The sequence below is a fragment of the Bacillus sp. AF62 genome (genome assembly GCF_050312695.1).
GTDB lineage: Bacteria > Bacillota > Bacilli > Bacillales > Bacillaceae_G > Bacillus_A > Bacillus_A cereus.
In genome coordinates, this window is the sequence record NZ_JBNPJZ010000122.1 from 14,699 (window position 1) to 36,345 (window position 21,647).

The window sequence follows — 21,647 nt, forward strand, 5'->3', positions numbered from 1 at the left end:
AAATGGGAGACGTTATTGATATATATGGTTTATCACCTTTGCAAAAAGGAATACTGTTTCATACTTTATACGATCAAGATGATGAACATTCTTTTTCCTATATTGTACAAGTAGGTTTCTTGCTCGGGGGGCAATTGGATGTTGCTACTTTTGAAAAAGCTTGGGAATATGTTATTCAACGACATGAGGTTCTGCGCTCAGTATTTGTTTGGGAAGAAGTAGAAAAACCTCTACAAGCAGTTTACGAACGTCTTCCTTTTACTATTCATCAAGAGGATTGGAGTACCTATTCGCATGAGGAGAACGAGAAGAAATTACAACAGTTTTTGACTGCAGATCGTAGGAAAGGATTTTTATTGGATGAAGCACCATTGATGAGAGTCACTGCGATTAAAGAAGCAAAAGAGGAAACGAGAATTATCTGGACACATCATCATATTTTGCTAGATGGATGGAGTGTGTCATTGATCCTTAGTGAAGTGATGGAAGTTTATCTCAAGATGATAAAGGGAGAATTGTTGAATCTTCCTAAATCTCTTCCTTATAAAAAATATATTCAATGGATAAATAAACAAGATCAAAGTCAAGCAGAGGAATTTTGGAAAGAAGAATTAAAAGGGTTCTATGCACCTACTCCATTAGCAATGGAAAGAAAGGATCAAGGACAAGAGAAGGGTTATGGAGAGTGTGCTTATCAAGTATCTGAGGAACTTACTGAGAGTTTACAAAAGTGGGTACGAAATAATCGATTAACGTTGAATACGTTAGTACAAGGTGCATGGGCTTATTTGATGAGTAGGTATAGCGGTGACAGTGACGTCGTATTTGGCGTAACTAGCGCTGGACGTCCTACTGATTTAATAGGAGCAGAGAATATGGTGGGGCTATTTATTAACACATTACCTACCAGAATTCGATTAACGGATAATACATCAGTAGTAGATTGGCTTCGTAAAATACAAATGAAAGAAATGGAACGAAGACAGTATGAGTATAATTCGTTGATAGATATTCAAGGCTGGAGTGAGGTTCCGCGAAATTGCTCCTTATTTCATACCTTGTATGTGTTTGAAAATTATCCAATTCAAGATAAGAGAAATGATGATTTAAGATTACTAGATGTTAAAAGCACGGAACAAACAAATTATCCTTTAACACTCATTGTAATGCCCGGTAAGAAAATTACTTTAAAGTTGATGTATGATCGAAGCTATTTTAATGAAGAAGCAATAAATCGGATTCAGAATCACTTATTGCAAATATTAATTCAGATGACGAAGAGCTTAGATTCAAAACTATTTGAAATTACTCATTTAACAGAAGAAGAACAAATACAGTTACTAGAGGAATGGAATCATACTCAAGTTAATTATTCGGCTGAAGGCATGATTCATACGATGTTTGAGGAGCAAGTAAAAAAAACACCGGAAGCAATCGCGGCTAGTTACGAAAATGAACAAATTACCTATAAAGAGTTGGAGAAGCGTGCAAATCAGTTAGCTCATTATTTACAAAAGCATGGTGTAGGCCCAGAGTCTCTAGTTGGGGTATATATGGAACGTTCATTACAAATGATGATAGCGTTATTAGGTATTCTAAAATCAGGAGCAGCGTATGTTCCACTTGACCCTACTTATCCAGAGAGTCGACTTCGATATATATTAGAGGATGCTGGAATCGAAGTACTAGTGACGGAAGAGAATTCTAAAAATTTGTTTGTATCTGAAAATATAGAAACGATTTGTATGAATAAAGATTACACTGCAATTGAAAAAGAAGAAACAACCCCATGTATAAGTGGTGTAACAGGAGAAAATTTAGCGTATGTTATGTATACTTCAGGATCTACAGGGAATCCAAAGGGAGTAATGATTGAGCATCATTCAGTAATTAATTATCTAGAATGGATGCAACATAAATATCCGCTTTCTGAAAAAGATGTGGTCTTGCAGAAAACGCCATTCTCATTTGATGTCTCTGTTTGGGAATTGTTTTGGGGCATTCACGTTGGTGCAAGTGTATCTTTCCTACCTCCAGGTGGAGAAAAAGATCCTTCTATTATAGCTGAAGTGATTAAACAACATCAGGTTACTATAGTTCAATTTGTACCTTCGATGTTATCTGTTTTCTTAGATTACTTCAATCATATTGAATTGAACATGAATTGTTCGTCCGTACGCCATGTATTTTCTGGTGGAGAAGAACTAAGTTCAGGGTTAGTTAGACGTTTTCAACAAAAATGGAATTATAGTGGACAAGTGAAATTAACCAACTTTTATGGGCCAACTGAAGCCACTATTTATGTCAATGCATTTGATATTCAGCCTAATCAAGAATTTGTTTCTATTGGGCAGCCAATACAGAACACGCAATTATATGTATTAGACCAAAATCAACGCTTGCAATCAATAGGAATTGAGGGTGAGTTATATATTGGTGGTGCTGGTTTAGCACGTGGATACTTAAATCGTCCGAATCTTACTGCTGAAAAATTCGTTTCGCATCCATTCCAATTGGGAGAACGACTATATCGAACAGGAGATTCAGTAAGATATCTAACTGATGGAAATATAGAATTTATAGGTAGAATGGACCATCAAGTCAAAATGCGTGGTTTTAGGATTGAATTAGGAGAAATTGAAGCCATTTTAGAAAAATGTTCGTTTATTAAAGAGGCTGTTGTATTAGTTAGAGAAGATCGTCCAGGTGATCAACGATTGGTTGCATATGTAATAAGCGATGGAAATACCCAAGAGTGGAGAGAGTATTTACAAAACCAATTACCAAATCATATGATTCCAGCGCACTTTATAGAGTTAGAACACTTCCCGCTTACTCCGAATGGGAAAATTGATCGAAAGGCCTTGCCAGCATCTGATGAGCAAGCTATTGAAGATTTAAATGTGCTACCCCGGACGCCATCGGAAGAGCTTATTGCCTCGGTTTGGAGTCAAGTGTTAGGAACAGAAAATATTGGTATTCAGGATTCCTTCTTTGAACGTGGTGGGCACTCACTACTTGCTACTCAAATCGTCTCTAGATTGCAAGAACTGTTCCAAATTAAAATTCCATTACGTGAACTTTTCAAGCACGATACAGTGGAAGCATTGGCGAAACGAGTGGATCAGTTACGAAAAGAAGATAAAAAACGAGAGGTTGCTCCTCTTGTACCTATGAAACGAGAAGAAGTTATCCCACTTTCCTATGCGCAGAAACGTCTATGGTTTATTGATCAATTAATGCCAAATAGTGCTATGTACAATATTCATGCAGCGTGTCGCTTAACAGGTAAATGGTCAATTCAAGCATTGGAGGTCGGATGGAATCAATTGTTGGAGCGTCATGAATCATTAAGGACTACAATTCTAGAACAAGAGGGTGAACCTTTTCAACAGGTTCAATCTCATGTGTTCAGACATATTCCTCAAACGAATCTAACAGATCTTTCTTTGGAAGATAGGGAAAGAGAAATGAAACGGCTCATTCAAAACGAAGCTGAGGAACCATTTCATTTTGGACAAGATCCTCTGATTCGAACACGAATATTGAAAGTGGACAGGGAAGAATGGGTTCTCATTTGTACGATGCATCATATTATTTCAGATGGATGGTCAATGGGAATCTTACTTGAAGAATGGATGGCTTTTTATGAAGGAGCACTAACCGGAAAACCAGTGGAATTGAAGGAGTTATCTATCCAATATGCAGATTTTGTCATGTGGCAGAAGGAATGGCAAAAAGAGGAGAATTTGAATCAGCACCTTCAATATTGGAAGGAAGAATTATCTGGGGAACTACCGGTTTTACAATTACCGATGGATCGTCCTAGATCTGCAGTTCAAACCCATCGTGGTGCAAGTCAGTCCTTAATAGTGGCGAATTCCCTACAGGAAAAGCTCAAAGATTTAAGTCTGCAAGAAGGGTGCACTTTATTTATGACATTGATGGCAGCGTATCAAAGCTTCCTTTCTCGTTATACAGGACAGGACGACATTATAGTTGGAAGCCCCATCGCTAATCGAAATGTGAAAGAGATTGAGGGATTAATTGGATTCTTTGCAAATACGTTGGTTTATCGAGCTGATTTCAGTGAAAATCCGACGTTCCAAGAACTTTTGTCGCAGGTAAGAAAAAAAGCGCTAAAAGCATACGAGTATCAGGACATTCCATTTGAGAAAGTGGTAGAATCCGTAAAACCTGAACGGAATACAAGTCATTCACCAATATTCCAAACTATGTTTACTTTACAGAATACGAAACAAGAGTTTCTTCAGCTATCTGAAAGACAAATGGAACTCATGGAAAGCCATGCTTCTGTTGCCAAATTTGATTTGAGTTTATTTGCTTCTGAGACGGAAGAAGGATTATCACTAACCTTTGAATATAATACTGATTTGTTTAATGATACAACCATTGAACGTATGGCAAGTCATTTTAAACATTGGTTAAATCAAATTGTCTCTCATCCAAAATGTGTACTATCAGAACTGAATATGTTATCGAAAGTAGAATATAAGCAACTACTAGAGGAATGGAATAAATCGCGTGTTATAGATATGGAAGAAAGTACGATTCATACAATGTTTGAAAAACAGGTGAAAAAAACACCAGAAGCAATTGCAGTAGTGTGCGAAGATGAAGAACTAACATATCGAGAGTTGGATGAACGCTCGAATCAGTTGGCACATTATTTACAAAAAAATGGTGTAACATGCGAATCATTAGTTGGCATTTGCGTTACACGTTCATCCGAGATGATTGTCGGTCTCTTAGGAATTATAAAGGCGGGAGGAGCATATGTCCCAATTGATCCAGCGTATCCGGAAAGTCGACTGCAGTACATTTTAGAAGATGCTCAAATAAAGGTACTGGTGACACAGGAAAAGTTACAACAAAAAATGGCTATACCTAAATTCGTCAACGTGATTTGTATTGATCGTAATCGAGCAGAAATAGAACAAGAAGTAACTACGGTATGTACGAGTGAAGTGACGGGCGATAACTTAGCCTATATTATTTATACTTCAGGTTCCACTGGAAATCCAAAGGGAGTAATGATTGAGCACAGGAATACAGTAACAATGATTCATTGGGCGCATCACACGTATTCCCGAAAGGAATTAGCGGGAGTGTTAGCTTCAACTTCGCTATCTTTTGATTTATCCGTTTTTGAAGTATTTGTTCCCTTAACGATGGGTGGTAAGGTGATTGTCACTGAAAATGCGCTACATCTAGAGAAGTTGTCTTCCAAAGGTGTGACTTTGGTTAATACTGTGCCATCGGCAGCAAAGGAACTGGTTCGAGCAAAAACAATACCTTCTTCGGTAAAGGTGATGAATTTGGCTGGAGAACCATTGCCATATTCGCTTGTTCAAGATTTATACGAGAGAAATACGATTGAAAAGGTGTACAACCTATATGGACCTTCCGAAGATACTACGTATTCCACGTATATGGAATTAGAAAAGGGTGTCATGCATAGGGTTCCACCGATTGGTAAACCAATATTCAATACAGAAGTATATGTACTAAGTGCTGAACAAAAAATGGTTCCAATTGGTGTAGTTGGTGAGTTGTACATTGGTGGATCAGGATTAGCACGTGGATATTTAAAGCGCCCTGACTTAACGAAAAATCGTTTTATACCGCATCCGTTTAAAGAAGGAGAGCGAATATACCGGACTGGAGATTTAGTAAGGTATTTGCCGGATGGAAATTTGGAGTATGTTGGACGAATCGATCATCAAGTAAAAATTCGTGGGTTCCGGATTGAACTAGGAGAAATTGAAGCGACATTACAAAGGCATACACTAGTTAACGAAGCTATTGTGATGGTGCGGGAAGATTATCCTGGCGACCCACGTTTAATTGCCTATGTTGTAGGAGACGGAGATGCTCAAAAGTGGCGTGATTATCTCAAGGGTCAACTACCAAATTATATGATCCCAGCCTATTTTGTTGGATTAAATGCATTTCCACTCACTCCTAATGGGAAAATTGATAGGAAGGCTTTACCAGCACCAGAGAAACAGGAGATAGCAAGTGGTTATATTGCTCCTCGTACGTCTACGGAAAAAACAATCGTTTCAATATGGCATGAAGTTTTAGGTATGGAAAACATCGGAATTCAAGATTCGTTTTTTGAAATTGGTGGCCATTCACTACTCGCTACGCAAGCTGTTTCCAATCTTAAAGAGGCTTTTGGAATCGAGATACCATTGCATGATTTATTTATGTTTCATACGGTGCAGCAATTGGCAGAACAGATTGATCAATTGCTCGATAACAAAAATCAAGAAATGCAGAATGATAGTAAGGAGAATGTAAGTCTTCAAGACTATGTTCAAAAAGAAGCAGAAGTGAGTAATGATGAAGAATTACTGGAACTACTTAAGCAATTAGAGGAGCTATCAGAGGAAGAAGCACAAGGGATATTCGAGAGTAATTTGATTGAGGAAGGGGTAAAAAAATGAGAAGTGATTTACTTGCAAAGCTGAGTTCACTTTCTCCTGAGAAGAGAGCATGGCTTCAGAAGCAAATGCAAAAAAAGGAGAATAAAGAAGCACTCCCGTTGTCTTATGCACAACAACGTTTGTGGTTTATGGACAGATTTAACCCAAACAGTTCTTTATATAATATTCCAACAGTATGGCATCTAAAAGGAAATTGGATACCTGAAGCATTAGAAAAGGGATTCAATCGACTCATTGAACGCCATGAATCATTACGAACTGTTTTTAAAGAAGTAGGAGAACAACCTGTGCAACAAATTGCCGAATTCCTTCCTAGAGCATTACCTGTAAGAGATTACTCTCAACTTCCTCCAGAAGTAAAAGAAAAAGAGGTAGATAGTTTAATTGCGAGAGAAGCGCAAGAACCATTTGATTTAATGAATGGTCCTTTAATTCGTAATCAGCTTGTTCAATTAGAGAAGGATGAATGGTTATTACTGTGTACGATGCATCATATTATTTCTGATGCTTGGTCCATTGGTATATTCATGAATGAATTACTTGCTTTCTATGAAGAAGAAATGGGTGGAAATCCTGCTAAATTAAGTTCATTATCCATTCAATATGCAGACTTTGCGAAGTGGCAAAAGGAGTGGTTGCAAGGTGATGTGCTAAATCGTCAGCTTACGTATTGGCAGGAAGAATTGTCTGGGGAGCTTCCTATCTTACAACTGCCAGTGGATCGACCTCGGCCGGTTAAGCAGACTTACTCTGGGGCTACGCATCATGTGATTTTTCCTTATAAATTGCTCAGTCAATTGAAGGATATAAGTCGACAAGAAGGATCTACTTTATTTATGACTTTAATGGCCGCATACCAGAGCTTTCTTGCTCGTTATACGGGACAAAAAGATATTCTAGTTGGTAGCCCGATTGCAAATCGGAACCATAAGGGAGTAGAAGGATTAATTGGTTTCTTTGTTAATACGTTGGTTTATCGATCAGATTTGAGTGGCACCCCTACTTTTCGGGAGATTTTGAACCAAACAAAGAAAAAGGCGTTAAAAGCATACGAATATCAAGATATCCCATTTGAAAAAGTGGTAGAAGCTGTGCAACCTGAACGAAGCATGAGTCATTCCCCTATATTTCAGACCATGTTTACGCTACAGAATATAAAACAAGAACGACTAGATTTGCCTGATAGAAGTATTGAAATGGTAGAAAGTAATATGTCTATTGCTAAATTTGATTTGAGCTTAACTGCCTATGAAGTGGAAGAAGGTCTATTCGTCTCATTTGAATACAACACGGATTTATTTGATAGTAGTACCATTGCGCGTATGGCAGTACATTTTGAGAACTGGCTAAATGAAATCACGTATCATCCAGATGAATCATATACAAAGCTGTCAATGTTATCGGATACTGAGCAAAAACAACTCCTAGAAGAATGGAATGATACGGACGTAGTTTATGGTCATGATCGTATGATTCATGAGCTATTTGAGCAGCAAGTTGCACGGACACCTGATGCAGTGGCGGTAGTTTATGAGGGTGGAAAGCTAACATATCAAGAACTGAATGAAAAATCGAATCAATTGGCACATTTTCTACAAAAACGAGGTATCGGACCTGAATCATTGGTTGGTATATGTATTGAACGTTCTCCTGATATGATTATTGGTCTCTTTGGGATTTTGAAGGCAGGTGGGGCTTATGTCCCACTGGACCCAAGTTATCCCGAAAACCGCCTAAGATATATTTTGGAGAATTCACAAATTCAAGTGCTGTTAACAAAAGAAACACTACAGGACTGGTTACCTAAAGATATTCAAGCAATTTGTTTAGACCGGGATCAAGTGATGATTTCTAAAGAGAGTAATTTAGCTCCGGTAAGTGGAGTAACAGCAAATAACTTAGCCTATATTATATACACTTCGGGTTCGACGGGAAATCCAAAGGGGGTAATGATTGAACATCATTCTGTTATCAATCGCCTACAGTGGATGCAGAAAAAATACCCATTGTCTGAGGAGGATACAATCCTACAAAAGACACCGTTTTCGTTTGATGTTTCTGTCTGGGAATTATTTTGGTGGTCATTTGTAGGAGCACGTGTTTGTTTACTTCCACCAGGAGGAGAGAAAGACCCTGCGGTGATTGAGGAGTATATTGAACGATATCGTGTGTCCACCATGCACTTTGTTCCGTCGATGTTATCTACTTTCTTAGAGTATATGGAACTATATAATTCGAAAAGGGATGTATCGTCTTTAATTCAAGTTTTTACTAGTGGAGAAGCGTTAAACACTGAGCAGGTTCGCCGGTTTAAGGGGATCCTTTACAATGCTCAGCAAACAAAGTTAATTAACTTGTATGGTCCTACTGAAGCAACTGTGGATGTGACTTATTACGATTGTGATTTAGAAAAAGAACCAATGCTTATTCCGATTGGTCGTCCGATTGATAATACAGAGTTGTATGTGTTAGATCAATATCAACAAGTGGTCCCGATTGGTGTGGCAGGGGAACTTTACCTTGGAGGAGTAGGATTAGCACGTGGCTACTTCAATCGACCGGATTTAACTACTGAACGTTTTATTCCGCATCCCTTTAAGGACGGGGAACGATTATATCGAACGGGTGACTTGGTGAGATATATGAATGATCGTAACTTAGAATATATTGGAAGAATAGATAACCAAGTTAAAATTAGAGGATTCCGAATTGAATTGGGAGAAATTGAAGCAGCTTTACATGATCACTCATCTGTAAAAGAGGCAGTCGTGTTGGTGAAGGAAGATCGACCAGGAGATAAGCAGTTAATAGCTTATGTAGTGGGTGAAGGCGATACTGGGGAGTGGCGTGAATATCTCAAGAAGCAACTGCCACATTATATGGTTCCGGCATACTTTTTCAAAATTGAAGGTATGCCACTCACTCCAAATGGTAAGGTGAATCGGAAAGCCTTACTGGAATTAGAAGAACAGTTCATAAGTGAAGATATTACTTCATCACGAACACCAGTGGAGGAGCTTATCGTTTCCGTTTGGAGCCAAGTGTTAGGAATAAAAAATATTAATGTTCAGGATTCCTTTTTTGAAATCGGTGGTCATTCACTACTAGCTACTCAAGTAGTTTCACGTTTACAGGGAATTTTTCAAATCGAATTACCAGTACGTGAACTATTTGAATATACAACGGTGGAGTCACTGGCAAAGCGATTAGATCAGTTACGTAAAGGAGATAAAAAACGAGAGATTCCGCCGCTAATACCAATGAAACGAGGAGAAGCTATCCCACTATCTTATGCCCAACAACGCTTATGGTTTATTGATCAATTTACACCTAATAGTGCCCTTTACAATATGCCAATGGTATGCCACCTTACAGGGAATTGGCTACTTGAAGCATTAGAAACGGGATGGAATCAACTAATAGAACGTCATGAATCACTGCGGACGGTCTTTCACGAAGTGAACGGTCAACCCGTACAGCAAATTGAACCGTATGCTTTTCAATCAATTCCGAAAACGGATTTAACTATGCTTTCTTCTGAAGATCAAGAAGAAGAAGTTAAACGTTTAATTCAACAAGAAACAGAAGTGCCATTTGATTTAACAGAAGGTCCATTAATCAGGACAAGTATTTTGCATGTGGGAGAGGAAGAATGGATACTCCTTTGTACTCTACATCATATCATTTCAGATGGATGGTCAATGGGAATCCTACTTGAAGAATGGATGGCATTTTATGAGAAAGCAACGGATGGAAAGGTAGCGGAACTTGAACCATTACCGGTTCAATATGCAGACTTTGCTCAGTGGCAAAAAGGATGGCTAAAGGAGGAGGTGCTTGATCAACAACTCCAATATTGGAGGGAAGAATTGTCTGGGGAGCTTCCTGTACTCCAACTTCCTATGGATCGCCCGCGTCCCGCAATACAAACTCATCACGGGTCGACATACACTCTGGTTCTGCCAGGCACGCTACATGATAAATTGAATGAACTTAGTCGAAAAGAAGGGGCTACACTCTTCATGACGCTTTTAGCTGCATATCAAAGTTTTCTATCTCGTTATACGGGACAAGAAGATATCCTGGTCGGAAGCCCAATTGCGAATCGGAATTATAGAGAAATTGAAGGACTAATTGGTTTCTTCGTTAACACGCTGGTTTATCGAGCTAATTTAAGTGGTAGACCGACATTTCAAGATGTACTATATCAGGTTCGTCAAAAGGCATTGAAGGCGTATGAATATCAAGATATTCCATTTGAAAAAATTGTAGAAGTTGTGCAACCGGAACGAAGTACAAGTCATTCGCCAATCTTCCAGACTATGTTCATCTTGCAAAATATGAAACAAGAGTTTCCGATGTTATCTAGTAGAAGTATTGAAATGATAGAAAGCCATAGTCCAATTGCAAAGTTTGATTTAAGTGTAATGGCAACTGAGACGGAAGAGGAATTACTTTTTACTTTTGAGTACAATAAGGATTTATTCAATGCTACTACTATTGAACGGATGGCAGGACACTTTGAGAAATGGCTACATGAAGTTTCTCATCGCCCACAAAATCCGTTGCATGACCTGAGCATGCTATCAGAACCCGAACGTACTTTGTTATTAGAAACATGGAATGACACTGTAATGGAAATGTCTCATCAGGGTCTTATTTGCGACAGATTTGAGGAGCAAGTAGCAAGGCGTCCGGATGCGATTGCGGTAGTTGATCAAACAAAACAGTGGACTTATGGTGAACTGGATACACAAGCAAATCAGTTGGCAAATGTTTTACGGCGAAAGGGAGTAGCCCCAGAGTCAGTGGTAGGAGTTTATCTTCCGAGGTCAGCTGAGCTAATGGCAAGTTTACTAGGCATTTTAAAAGCTGGTGGAGCTTATGTTGTTTTAGATCCGTTATATCCAAAATCAAGGTTAGAATACATGATTGAAGATGCAGGAATTCAATTTGTAGTGACGGCGGAAGGACAAGAAGGACATTTCGCACACGTCGAAATGGTGAGGTTAGAAGAACTAACAGTGGAAAGCGTAATCGCACCTACACGTCAAATAAATCCAGAGAACTTAGCCTATATTGTTTATACCTCTGGTTCTACAGGAAAACCGAAGGGTGTCATGGTTGAAAATCGCTCATTAATGAATATGGTTTCTTGGCATCAAGAAGTTTATCATATTTCAGCAGAGGATCGTGCGACTCAGATTGCAGGGGTTGCTTTTGATTCGGCTGTCCAGGAGATTTGGCCGTATCTAACTGCTGGCGCAGCACTCTACTTGTCAACAGAGGAACTGAGAATTAATCCAGAAGCGCTAAGGGACTGGCTCATCGATTCACAAATAACAGTTAGTTTTGCACCTACGCCTATTCTGGAAAGACTATTGAAATTATCTTGGCCAGATAAAACGGAGCTTCGTTTTATCATTACTGGTGGGGATCAATTAACGCAGTATCCATCTAACAATATTCCTTTTGCGGTAATTAATCAGTATGGTCCATCGGAAAATACCGTTGTTACCACAGATTGTTACGTACCTGTAGGAGTGACAACGGGTACGCCATCGATTGGTCGACCGATTGCGAATACAGAAGTTTATGTGTTAGATTCTCATCTTCAGCTAGTACCAATTGGTGTAATTGGAGATCTCTATATTGGAGGGAAGAGCCTTGCACGTGGATATGCTAATCGTCCGGATCTTACAAAGGAAAAATTTATTCCACATCCTTTCAAGTCAGGAGAACGTCTCTATTATACAGGAGACAAAGCAAGTTATCTTTCTGATGGTAATCTCCAGTTCCATGGACGTATAGATGACCAAGTGAAAATTCGTGGTTTCCGGATTGAATTGGGAGAAATAGAAGCTGTTTTGCAGGCGCATTCTTCTGTGAAAGAAGCTGTTGTATTGGCGCGAGAGGATAATCAAGGTGATAAGAGATTAGTAGCTTATGTAGTTGGTGAAGGAAGTGTCCATGAATGGCGAGAACATCTACAAACACATTTACCTAATTACATGGTTCCAACAAACTTTATTGAGATGGAATTTTTACCACTTACACCGAATGGAAAGCTTGATTTGAAGGCATTGCCTATACTTAGTGAACAATCCGCTGAAAATACTGTATACCCAAGAACTCCGCTGGAAGAACTTATTGCTTCAGTATGGAGTCAAGTGCTAGGAATAAGAGACATTGATGTTCAGGATTCTTTCTTTGAGCTTGGTGGTCACTCTCTACTTGCTACACAAGTGGTCTCACGCTTACAGGAAGTCTTTCAAATCAAATTGCCAGTACGTGAACTGTTCGAATATTCAACGGTCGAGGCATTATCGAAACGAATAGATCAGTTACGTAAGGGGAGCGAAAAACGAGAAATTCCACCATTGATGCCGATGGAACGAGGGGGAAATATTCCACTGTCTTATGCCCAACAGCGCTTATGGTTTATTGATCAATTTGCACCTAATAGTGCACTTTATAATATGCCAATGGCATGCCGTCTTACAGGGAATTGGTTACCTGAGGCATTGGAGTTGGGATGGAATCAGTTGATAGAGCGTCATGAATCTTTGCGGACTGTATTTTATGAAGAGGATGGCCATCCTATGCAGCAGATTCAACCGTACGTTTTCCGTCCGCTTCTGCAAATGGACTTAACTAAGCTTTCATTAGAGGAGCGAGAAAGAAAGTTGGAGCAATGGATTCAAACTGAAGTCGAATCTCCATTTGATTTAGAAAAAGGGCCATTGTTCCGTGGGAAACTCATAAGAATTTCAGAAGAAGAATGGGTTCTTCTATGTAATATGCATCATATTATCTCAGATGGATGGTCGATGGAAATCTTGCTTCAAGAATGGATGGCATTTTATGAGAATGCGATTGGTGAAAAACAAGCAGAGCTGGAACCACTACCAGTTCAATATGCCGATTTTGCTCAGTGGCAAAGAGAATGGTTGAAAGATGAAGTACTATATCAACAACTTACGTATTGGAAGGAAGAATTATCCGGTGAGTTACCAGTCTTAATGTTGCCAATGGATCGTCCGCGTCCGCCAGTGCAAACCCACCATGGATTAACTCATAATGTTTTGTTATCGCGCTCATTACTGGATAAATTAAACGAACTAAGTCGTCAAGAAGGGGCCACACTTTTCATGACCTTATTGGCATCGTATCAAAGTTTCCTTGCTCGTTATACGGGACAAACGGATATTATTGTTGGCAGCCCAATTGCAAATCGAAATTATCGAGAAATTGAAGGGCTGATTGGTTTCTTTGTCAATACATTGGTTTATCGAGCTGATTTAAGTAATGCACCGGCATTTCAAGAGTTGTTGTCTCAAGTGAGGATAAAAGCATTGAAGGCGTATGAGTATCAAGATGTTCCGTTTGAGAAAATTGTAGAGGTTATCCAACCTGAACGAAATACAAGCCATTCTCCGATTTTCCAAACCATGTTTACTTTGCAAAATACGGGACAGAAGCTACCAGAACTACATGGAAGAAATATAGAAGTAATGGAAAGTAATGCTCCTATCGCTAAGTTTGATTTAAGTTTAACTGCTGCAGAAGTGGAAGAGGGTTTATTACTTACTTTTGTTTATAGAACTGATTTATTTGACAGCTTAACTATTGAATCCATGGCTGAACATTTTGGGAACTGGTTGAATGTAATCGTGGAGAATCCTGATAAATCATTAGCTAAGTTGCCTATATTGTCAGGATTACAGCAAAAACAGTTGGAGGAGTGGAATAATGATGCTGTAGCATATCCACAGGAAAGTACGATTCATCAGCTGTTTAAAGAGCAAGTAAATCGTACACCTGATGCGGTAGCAGTGGTAGATGAAAAACAGCAGTTAACGTATCGAGAGCTGAATGAAAAAGCTAATCAATTGACCCACTATCTTCAGCAATGCGGGATTGGGAATGAATCATTGGTTGGACTTTGCTTTGAGCGTTCAGTTGAGATGATTGTTAGTATTATGGGGATTTGGAAGGCTGGAGCAGCCTATGTTCCATTAGACCCATCATATCCAGAAAGTCGTCTACGATATATTTTGGAGGACACTGGAATTCAAGTATTAGTTACGAACGAGTCATTGGAAGACTGGATACCTAAAGAAATCAAGATAGTTTGTCTAGATAGGGATCAAGCAATGATTTCACAAGAAAGCATTCTTTCACCAAAATGTGAAGTAACAGGAGAAAACTTAGCGTATGTTATCTATACTTCAGGATCAACGGGGAATCCAAAGGGTGTCTTGATACAGCATCATTCTGTACTAAACTTGTCGCATGGTTTACAAAAAGAAGTTTTCGAACATGAGATACCATCTAACATGCATGTCGGTTTAAATGCGTCAATTGCCTTTGATGCATCTATCCAGCAATTACAAATGCTGCTTTATGGTTCAAGTTTGTATATTATTCCGAATGAAGTACGAAGTGATCCGGAGCAGTTTGTAGCTTATATTAGGGAGAACAAGTTAGAAATCTTTGATATAACACCTTCATTGCTTCAATTACTTATAGATGCCGGATTGTTAGAAACGTGCGATGGCGTTCATGTTCCAAGTAAGGTACTGGTTGGTGGTGAAGCAATTATGCCGTCATTATGGGAACAGCTAGTAGAGACTGATAAAATACAGTTTTATAATGTATATGGTCCTACAGAATGTACGGTTGATGCAACATGCTATCATATCAAAAAAGATAGTAAGAGAGTAACAATTGGGCGTCCATTGCCTAACGTCCAAACTTATGTATTAGATAGTAATAGGTTGCCAGTTCCAGTTGGTGTGATGGGGGAACTTTATATCGGAGGAGCAGGTCTAGCAAAGGGGTACTTGAATCGTCCAGAGTTAACATTCGAACGATTTATTTCTCATCCATTCAAAGAAGGCGAGAGGTTATATAGAACAGGCGATCTTGTGAGATATCTTCCTGATGGTAATATAGACTACTTAGGAAGAATGGATAATCAAGTGAAGATTAGAGGATTTCGAATCGAACTTGGGGAGATTGAGTCGACTTTACAAGAGCATGACTTGGTAAAAGAGGTAGTTGTAATAGTTAGGGAAAATCAGTCGGGAGATAAGAGGTTAGTAGCTTATGTAGTGGGCGAAGGTAGTGTAGAAGAATGGCGAGAGTATCTTAAAACAAAACTGCCAATCCATATGATACCTTCCTACTTTGTCGAAATGAAAGAATTACCGCTAACCATAAATGGAAAGGTTGATCGGAAATCGTTACCTATACCAGATTATCAAGGAACACAAGAAGGCTACGCGGCCCCAAGAAATGAAAGTGAACATAAGCTTTCTATGATTTGGGAACGTGTGCTAGGTTCAAAACGTATTGGTATTTATGATAACTTTTTTGAAATTGGTGGAGATTCAATTCTTAGCATTCAGATTGTCTCTCGCGCAAAGCAAGCTGGTTTACAGTTGACACCAAAACAACTATTTGAACACCAAACGATTGCTGAGTTGGCGCAAGTAGTCAAAGAAGAACAAGGTGTACAAGCTGAACAAGGAATTATAACTGGAGAGACGATACTTACACCTATTCAGCAAAGGTTTTTTGCACAAAATCATCCTAATCCACATCATTGGAATCAATCCATGTTCTTTAGAACGAAAGAAAAATTGGACATAGGATCACTGGAAAAGGCAGCGCGTAACCTTCTACTTCATCATGATGCCCTGCGTTTAAGATATGAACGTTTACCTAATGGGACTTGGGAACAGTGGAATGAAGGAATTGAAGAACAATTGATGCTGACTGTCATTTCATTAGACGAAGTGCCGGAAGCGGATTGGCATGAAGTTATTCAAAAAGAGATTAATGTTGCACAAGAAAGATTGAATTTACATGATGGTCCTTTAATGAGAATGGTGTATTTTGATGAAGGTGAGAAGACTGGCCGATTATTTTGGACAATTCATCATTTAGCCGTCGATGGTGTTTCTTGGCGAATTTTATTGGAAGATTTGCAAACAGCATATACGCAAGCAGTCCAAGGGCAAAAAATTAAATTACCTATGAAGAGTACATCTTTTAAAGAATGGTCGGAGAAATTACAACATTACGCTCAAACTGGAATATCAAAAGAAGTGCTACATTACTGGGAGCAGCAGGTTGAACAAGACGTAGTTATACTGCCAGTAGATGGTACTATAAGTAATCCAGTAAGCGCAGTAACTGAGGAAATTACTGTGGTGTTAAACGAGAATGAGACCCGTATGTTATTGCAAGAGACTTTAAGCACTCACCGTGTCCAAATCAATGAAGTATTATTAGCAGCATTGGTACAAGCTACAGCAGCATGTACGGGGCAGCCGATATTAAGCGTAGATTTAGAGGGACATGGTCGAGAAGAGATTATTGAAGATGTTGATTTATCGAGAACCGTGGGATGGTTTACAAGTATTTACCCAGTTCATTTAAATATTACTAATGCTAATACGCCAATTGCAGCATTAAAAGCAGTTAAAGAACAAGTTCGCAAAATTCCTAATAAGGGTGTTGATTATGGGGTGTTGCGTTACATGAACACAACAATGTGTGAGCCATTAAGCTCCCAATATACACCGTCTATTAGTTTTAACTATCTTGGACAATTTGACCAAATGTTTTCTAGCGATGCAATGTTTATTCCAGAGAACGAATTTAAGCGTTTAGATCATGCTGCCGGTTCCAAGCGATCGCATGTAATTGATGTAATTGGGGTTGTAACGGATGGAAAACTTCAGTTCACTTGGGTATACAATGTTGGACAATTTGCCAAATCAACGATTCAAAGTATTGCACAGAATATGCTATATCAACTGAGTAGATTGATTCAATCTTCAGATAGAGAATCTGCACTGACCATTTCGGATTTTGCAATGGCTAATCTTAGCCAAGAAGGTTTGACAAATGTACTAAAAAAAATGCATCGTGGAAAGAACAATCAGATTACTGATTTATATCCACTATCACCTTTGCAAGAAGGTATGATTTTCCACACATTGCATGATCAAGGGGATGAACATGTTGCACCGTATATAGTGCAATTGAGTTTTATGATTCAAGGGGAAATGGATATTCCTACATTTGAGCAGGCGTGGAAATCTGTAATTCAGCGGCATGAAATTTTTCGTACAGCATTTGTATGGGATGAAATTGAAGAACCAATACAAGTGGTGTATGAAAATATCCCATTTAAAGTGAACAAAGAAGACTGGCGTACAATGACAAGTGAAGAGATAGAGGAAAAAAGAAAAGTCTTTTTGGCATTAGATCGAAAACAAGCCTTCCAATTTGATGAAGCACCATTGATGCGGATAACAGTCATTCAAGAAGGTGAGGAAGAATATCGGATTGTTTGGACACATCACCATATTTTACTGGATGGGTGGAGTTTACCATTAGTCTTTAATGAATTACTTACAGTCTATCAGAAGAGCATGAATGGAGAAGCTGTGAAGTTACCTAAGTCCTCATCATATAAGAAATATATCCAATGGCTCAGAGAACAAGATAAGGAGCAGGCGGAACAATTCTGGAGAGAGAAGCTAAAAGGTTTTACTGCACCAACTTTACTGGGCTTAGAAAGTAAAGAGGAAGAAAAAGGTTACACAGAGAAGGTTACGTATTTATCAGAAGAGCAGACTCAAGCGTTACAAGGATGGGCGAAACGAAATAAACTTACTTTGAGTACAGTAATTCAAGGTGCATGGGCATATCTCATGAGCCGATATAGTGGAGAAAATGACATTGTTTTTGGTGTAACAAGCTCAGGGCGTTCTACGGAGATTATTGATGTTGAAAACATCGTAGGTCCTTTCATTACAACGTCACCGACGCGAATTCAATTGATGGATGATATAAAAGTAATAGATTGGTTGCAGAAGATACAAGAGGAAGAGATAGAAAGAAGACAATATGAGTATGCTTCTTTGACAGAGATTCAGGGGTGGAGTGAGGTTCCTAGAGGTACACCGCTGTTCAATTGTTTATATGTGTTTGAAAATTATCCAGTGAAAGAAGAATCTTCAGAAAATCTGGAAATTGGTGAATTGAAAGGGGTAGAACAAACCCACTATCCATTAGGATTGGCTGTAGTTCCAGGAATTCAGTTATCGTTAAAGTTAATGTATGACCGTAGTAAGTTTAATAGAGTAACCATTGAACGAATGCTGGGTCATTTACACAAAGTGTTAATGCAAATGCTCAAAAACATTGATCAAAATCTATCGGAGCTAGTATATATTACGGAGGCTGAACAAAGAAAGCTATTGGAAGAATGGAATAATAATGCTATATCCTATCCACGTGAGAATGTAATTCATCAACTATTCGAAGAGCAAGTAAATCGTACACCTGACGCGGTGGCAGTGGTAGATGAAAAACAGCAACTAAAGTATCGAGAGCTGAATGAAAGAGCTAATCAATTAGCCCATCATTTACAGAAATGTGGAATTGGGACAGAGTCATTAGTTGGCCTCTGCTTTGATCGATCAGTTGAGATGATTGTTGGTCTCATGGGAATTTGGAAGGCTGGAGCAGCCTATGTTCCATTGGATCCATCGAATCCGGAAAGCCGCCTGCAATATATTTTACAAGACACGGGAATTAAAGTGTTAGTTACAAATGAGGTATTACTAGGATGGATACCTAAAGACATCAAGACAGTTTGCCTAGATAGGGACCAAGCAATGCTTTCTCAAGAAAGCAAACTTTCACCAATATGTGAGGTAACAGGGGAAAACTTAGCGTATGTTATCTATACTTCTGGTTCGACAGGGAATCCAAAGGGGGCTTTAGTACAGCACCATTCTGTAATAAACCTATCCTATGGTTTACAAAAAGAAGTTTTCTCACATGACATACCTAGTAATATGCGCGTCGGTTTGAATGCGTCAATTGCCTTTGATGTATCTATTCAGCAATTACAAATGTTGCTTTATGGTTCAAGTTTATATATTATCCCAAGTGAAGTTCGCACTAATCCGGAACAATTTGTGTCCTATATTAGGGAGAATAAATTGGAAATGTTTGATATGACACCTTCATTACTTCAATTACTTATAGATGGAGGGTTGCTAGAAATAAGTGCTGATGTTCATGTACCAAGTAAGATATTAGTCGGTGGTGAAGCAATCATGCCGTCATTATGGGAACAGCTAGTAGAGACCGAAAAAATTGATTTTTATAACGTATACGGTCCTACAGAATGTACGGTTGATGCAACGTGTTATCATATTCAAACAGATAGTAAGAGAGTTACGATTGGACGTCCGTTGCCGAACGTTCAAACTTATGTATTGGATAAAAATTTGCTACCTGTTCCAGTTGGTGTAACAGGTGAGCTATATATCGGTGGTGCAGGTATAGCGAGAGGATACTTGAATCGTCCAGAATTAACAGCAGAGCGATTTATCCGTCATCCATTTAATGAAGAAGAGCGTTTATATCGTACGGGAGATTTGGTTCGTTATTTACCTGATGGTAATTTAGATTACTTGAGAAGAATTGATAATCAAGTGAAAATTAGGGGCTTTCGTATTGAACTTGAAGAGATTGAAGCGAATCTAGAGGGGCATCCATTGGTAAAAGAAGCAGTAGTTTTGGTAACAGAGGATAAATTAGGAGAGCAGAGATTGGTTGCTTATGTAGTTGGAGATGGAAGTATGCATGATTGGCGTGAATATCTCAAGAGACAAGTACCGAATTATATGGTTCCTGCACACTTTATTAAGGTAGACGAGATGCCTCTTACAACGAATGGAAAAGTTGATCGAAAGGCATTGAACAATTTAACTATTCAAAGAGAAAATAACTTCTCTACACCAATCATTCCAAGGGATGAAATTGAATATCAGTTGATTAAAATCTGGCAGGATGTGTTACAGATAGAAGATGTCTATGTAAATGATGATTTCTTTAATAGAGGGGGACACTCTCTCCTTGTAATTAAACTAGTTTCAAAAATTAGGGAGAAGTTTGGAAAAGAGATTAAGGTGTCTACATTGGTTAAGAATCCAACAGTGGAAGGAATCGCATGCCTTATTCGTGATAAGTATGATATGACGAAATCAGTATCAGCGCTGGTTCCACTGCAAGAATCAGAAAAAAGACCGTTCTTCTGCATTCATCCGTTTATGGGGAATGTATTCTGTTACATTCAACTAGCAAGATTACTTAAGAACCATTGTTCATTTTATGGTTTACAGAATCCTCTTATAGAAAAGAAAGAAATTGACGAGTTGACCTTGCCGGAAGTAATTCAATTTTACATCGAAGAAATAAAAAGTGTTCAGCCAGAAGGTCCATATCGTCTTGGAGGATGGTCTTTAGGCGGTGCAATTGCTTATAAAGTCGCAACTGTACTAAGGAGTCAAGGTGAGGAAGTTGAGTTGTTGGTACTAATGGATACAAAAGTACCATCAGAGCAGGATTATAAAACAAGAGAAGAAATGCTCTCATATATATATGAGCATTTCATTCCTAGAGATTTTACTGAGCAGGAAGAAGGCCTCATCCATAAACAAGATATGCTTGTGGAGCGATTAATTATGGAAGGAGTACTCCCGCCAGATGCAGATCTTATGAATTTAAAGCAAGTTATCAATGCTCATAGGAAATGCCTGAACTTAATGGCAGAGAATGATTTGATACCATACTTTGGAAAAGTTCTCTACTTTAGTGCTGAGGAAGGAAAAGAGTTGTTTACAGATTGGGGACCTTTATTAAAAGGAAGAGTAAATATGTATTCTGTTTCTGGATCACATGAAGAGATAGTGGATTCACCTGCAGTTGAAAAAATAGCTATGTATGTACTAAATGAATTTGAAGGAATAAAAGAAACATCCCTTTCATTAACGGAAAAGTAGAGAGCACAAAAGATGTAACGCTTATGAATGAAAAGGGCAGCCCAATAACTGCAAACAAGTGTAGGCAATGATGAATATATCAAGAGCATTATTTTTTAAGGGGATAGTGCAAAAATTACTTGATAGATACATATAAACCTATATGAGTTGCTCAAAGTATGATGTAAATGCTCTGAATTCTTTGTAATAGAAGAGAATACCTTGATGATATAACTGAGGAAAGGTGTATATTTTCATTGATATGTAAATATGCACCTTTCCTATTGTATATGAAAGTTAATAAAGTTAATTTGAA

General features: G+C 38.5%; 2 protein-coding genes. Both read left to right on the forward strand.

Features of this window, described 5'->3' with window-relative positions; all coding sequences use genetic code 11:
• Nucleotides 1-2 precede the first annotated feature (2 nt).
• On the forward strand, nt 3-6,473 hold the full coding sequence (locus ACQRBL_RS28830; protein ID WP_098377335.1) for a non-ribosomal peptide synthetase: 6,471 nt from the start codon (nt 3-5) through the stop codon (nt 6,471-6,473).
• Entirely contained in the window at nt 6,470-21,352 is a 14,883-nt protein-coding gene (locus tag ACQRBL_RS28835) for a non-ribosomal peptide synthase/polyketide synthase (RefSeq protein ID WP_427736118.1), read from the forward strand. Before ACQRBL_RS28830 ends, ACQRBL_RS28835 begins: the two co-directional genes overlap by 4 nt.
• Nucleotides 21,353-21,647: the final 295 nt, after the last annotated feature.

Excerpts from the sequence above, each read along its gene's own strand:
- ACQRBL_RS28830 (WP_098377335.1), top strand. The coding sequence starts at position 3 with ATGGGAGACGTTATTGATATATATGGTTTATCACCTTTGCAAAAAGGA.
- ACQRBL_RS28835 (WP_427736118.1), top strand. The coding sequence starts at position 6,470 with ATGAGAAGTGATTTACTTGCAAAGCTGAGTTCACTTTCTCCTGAGAAG.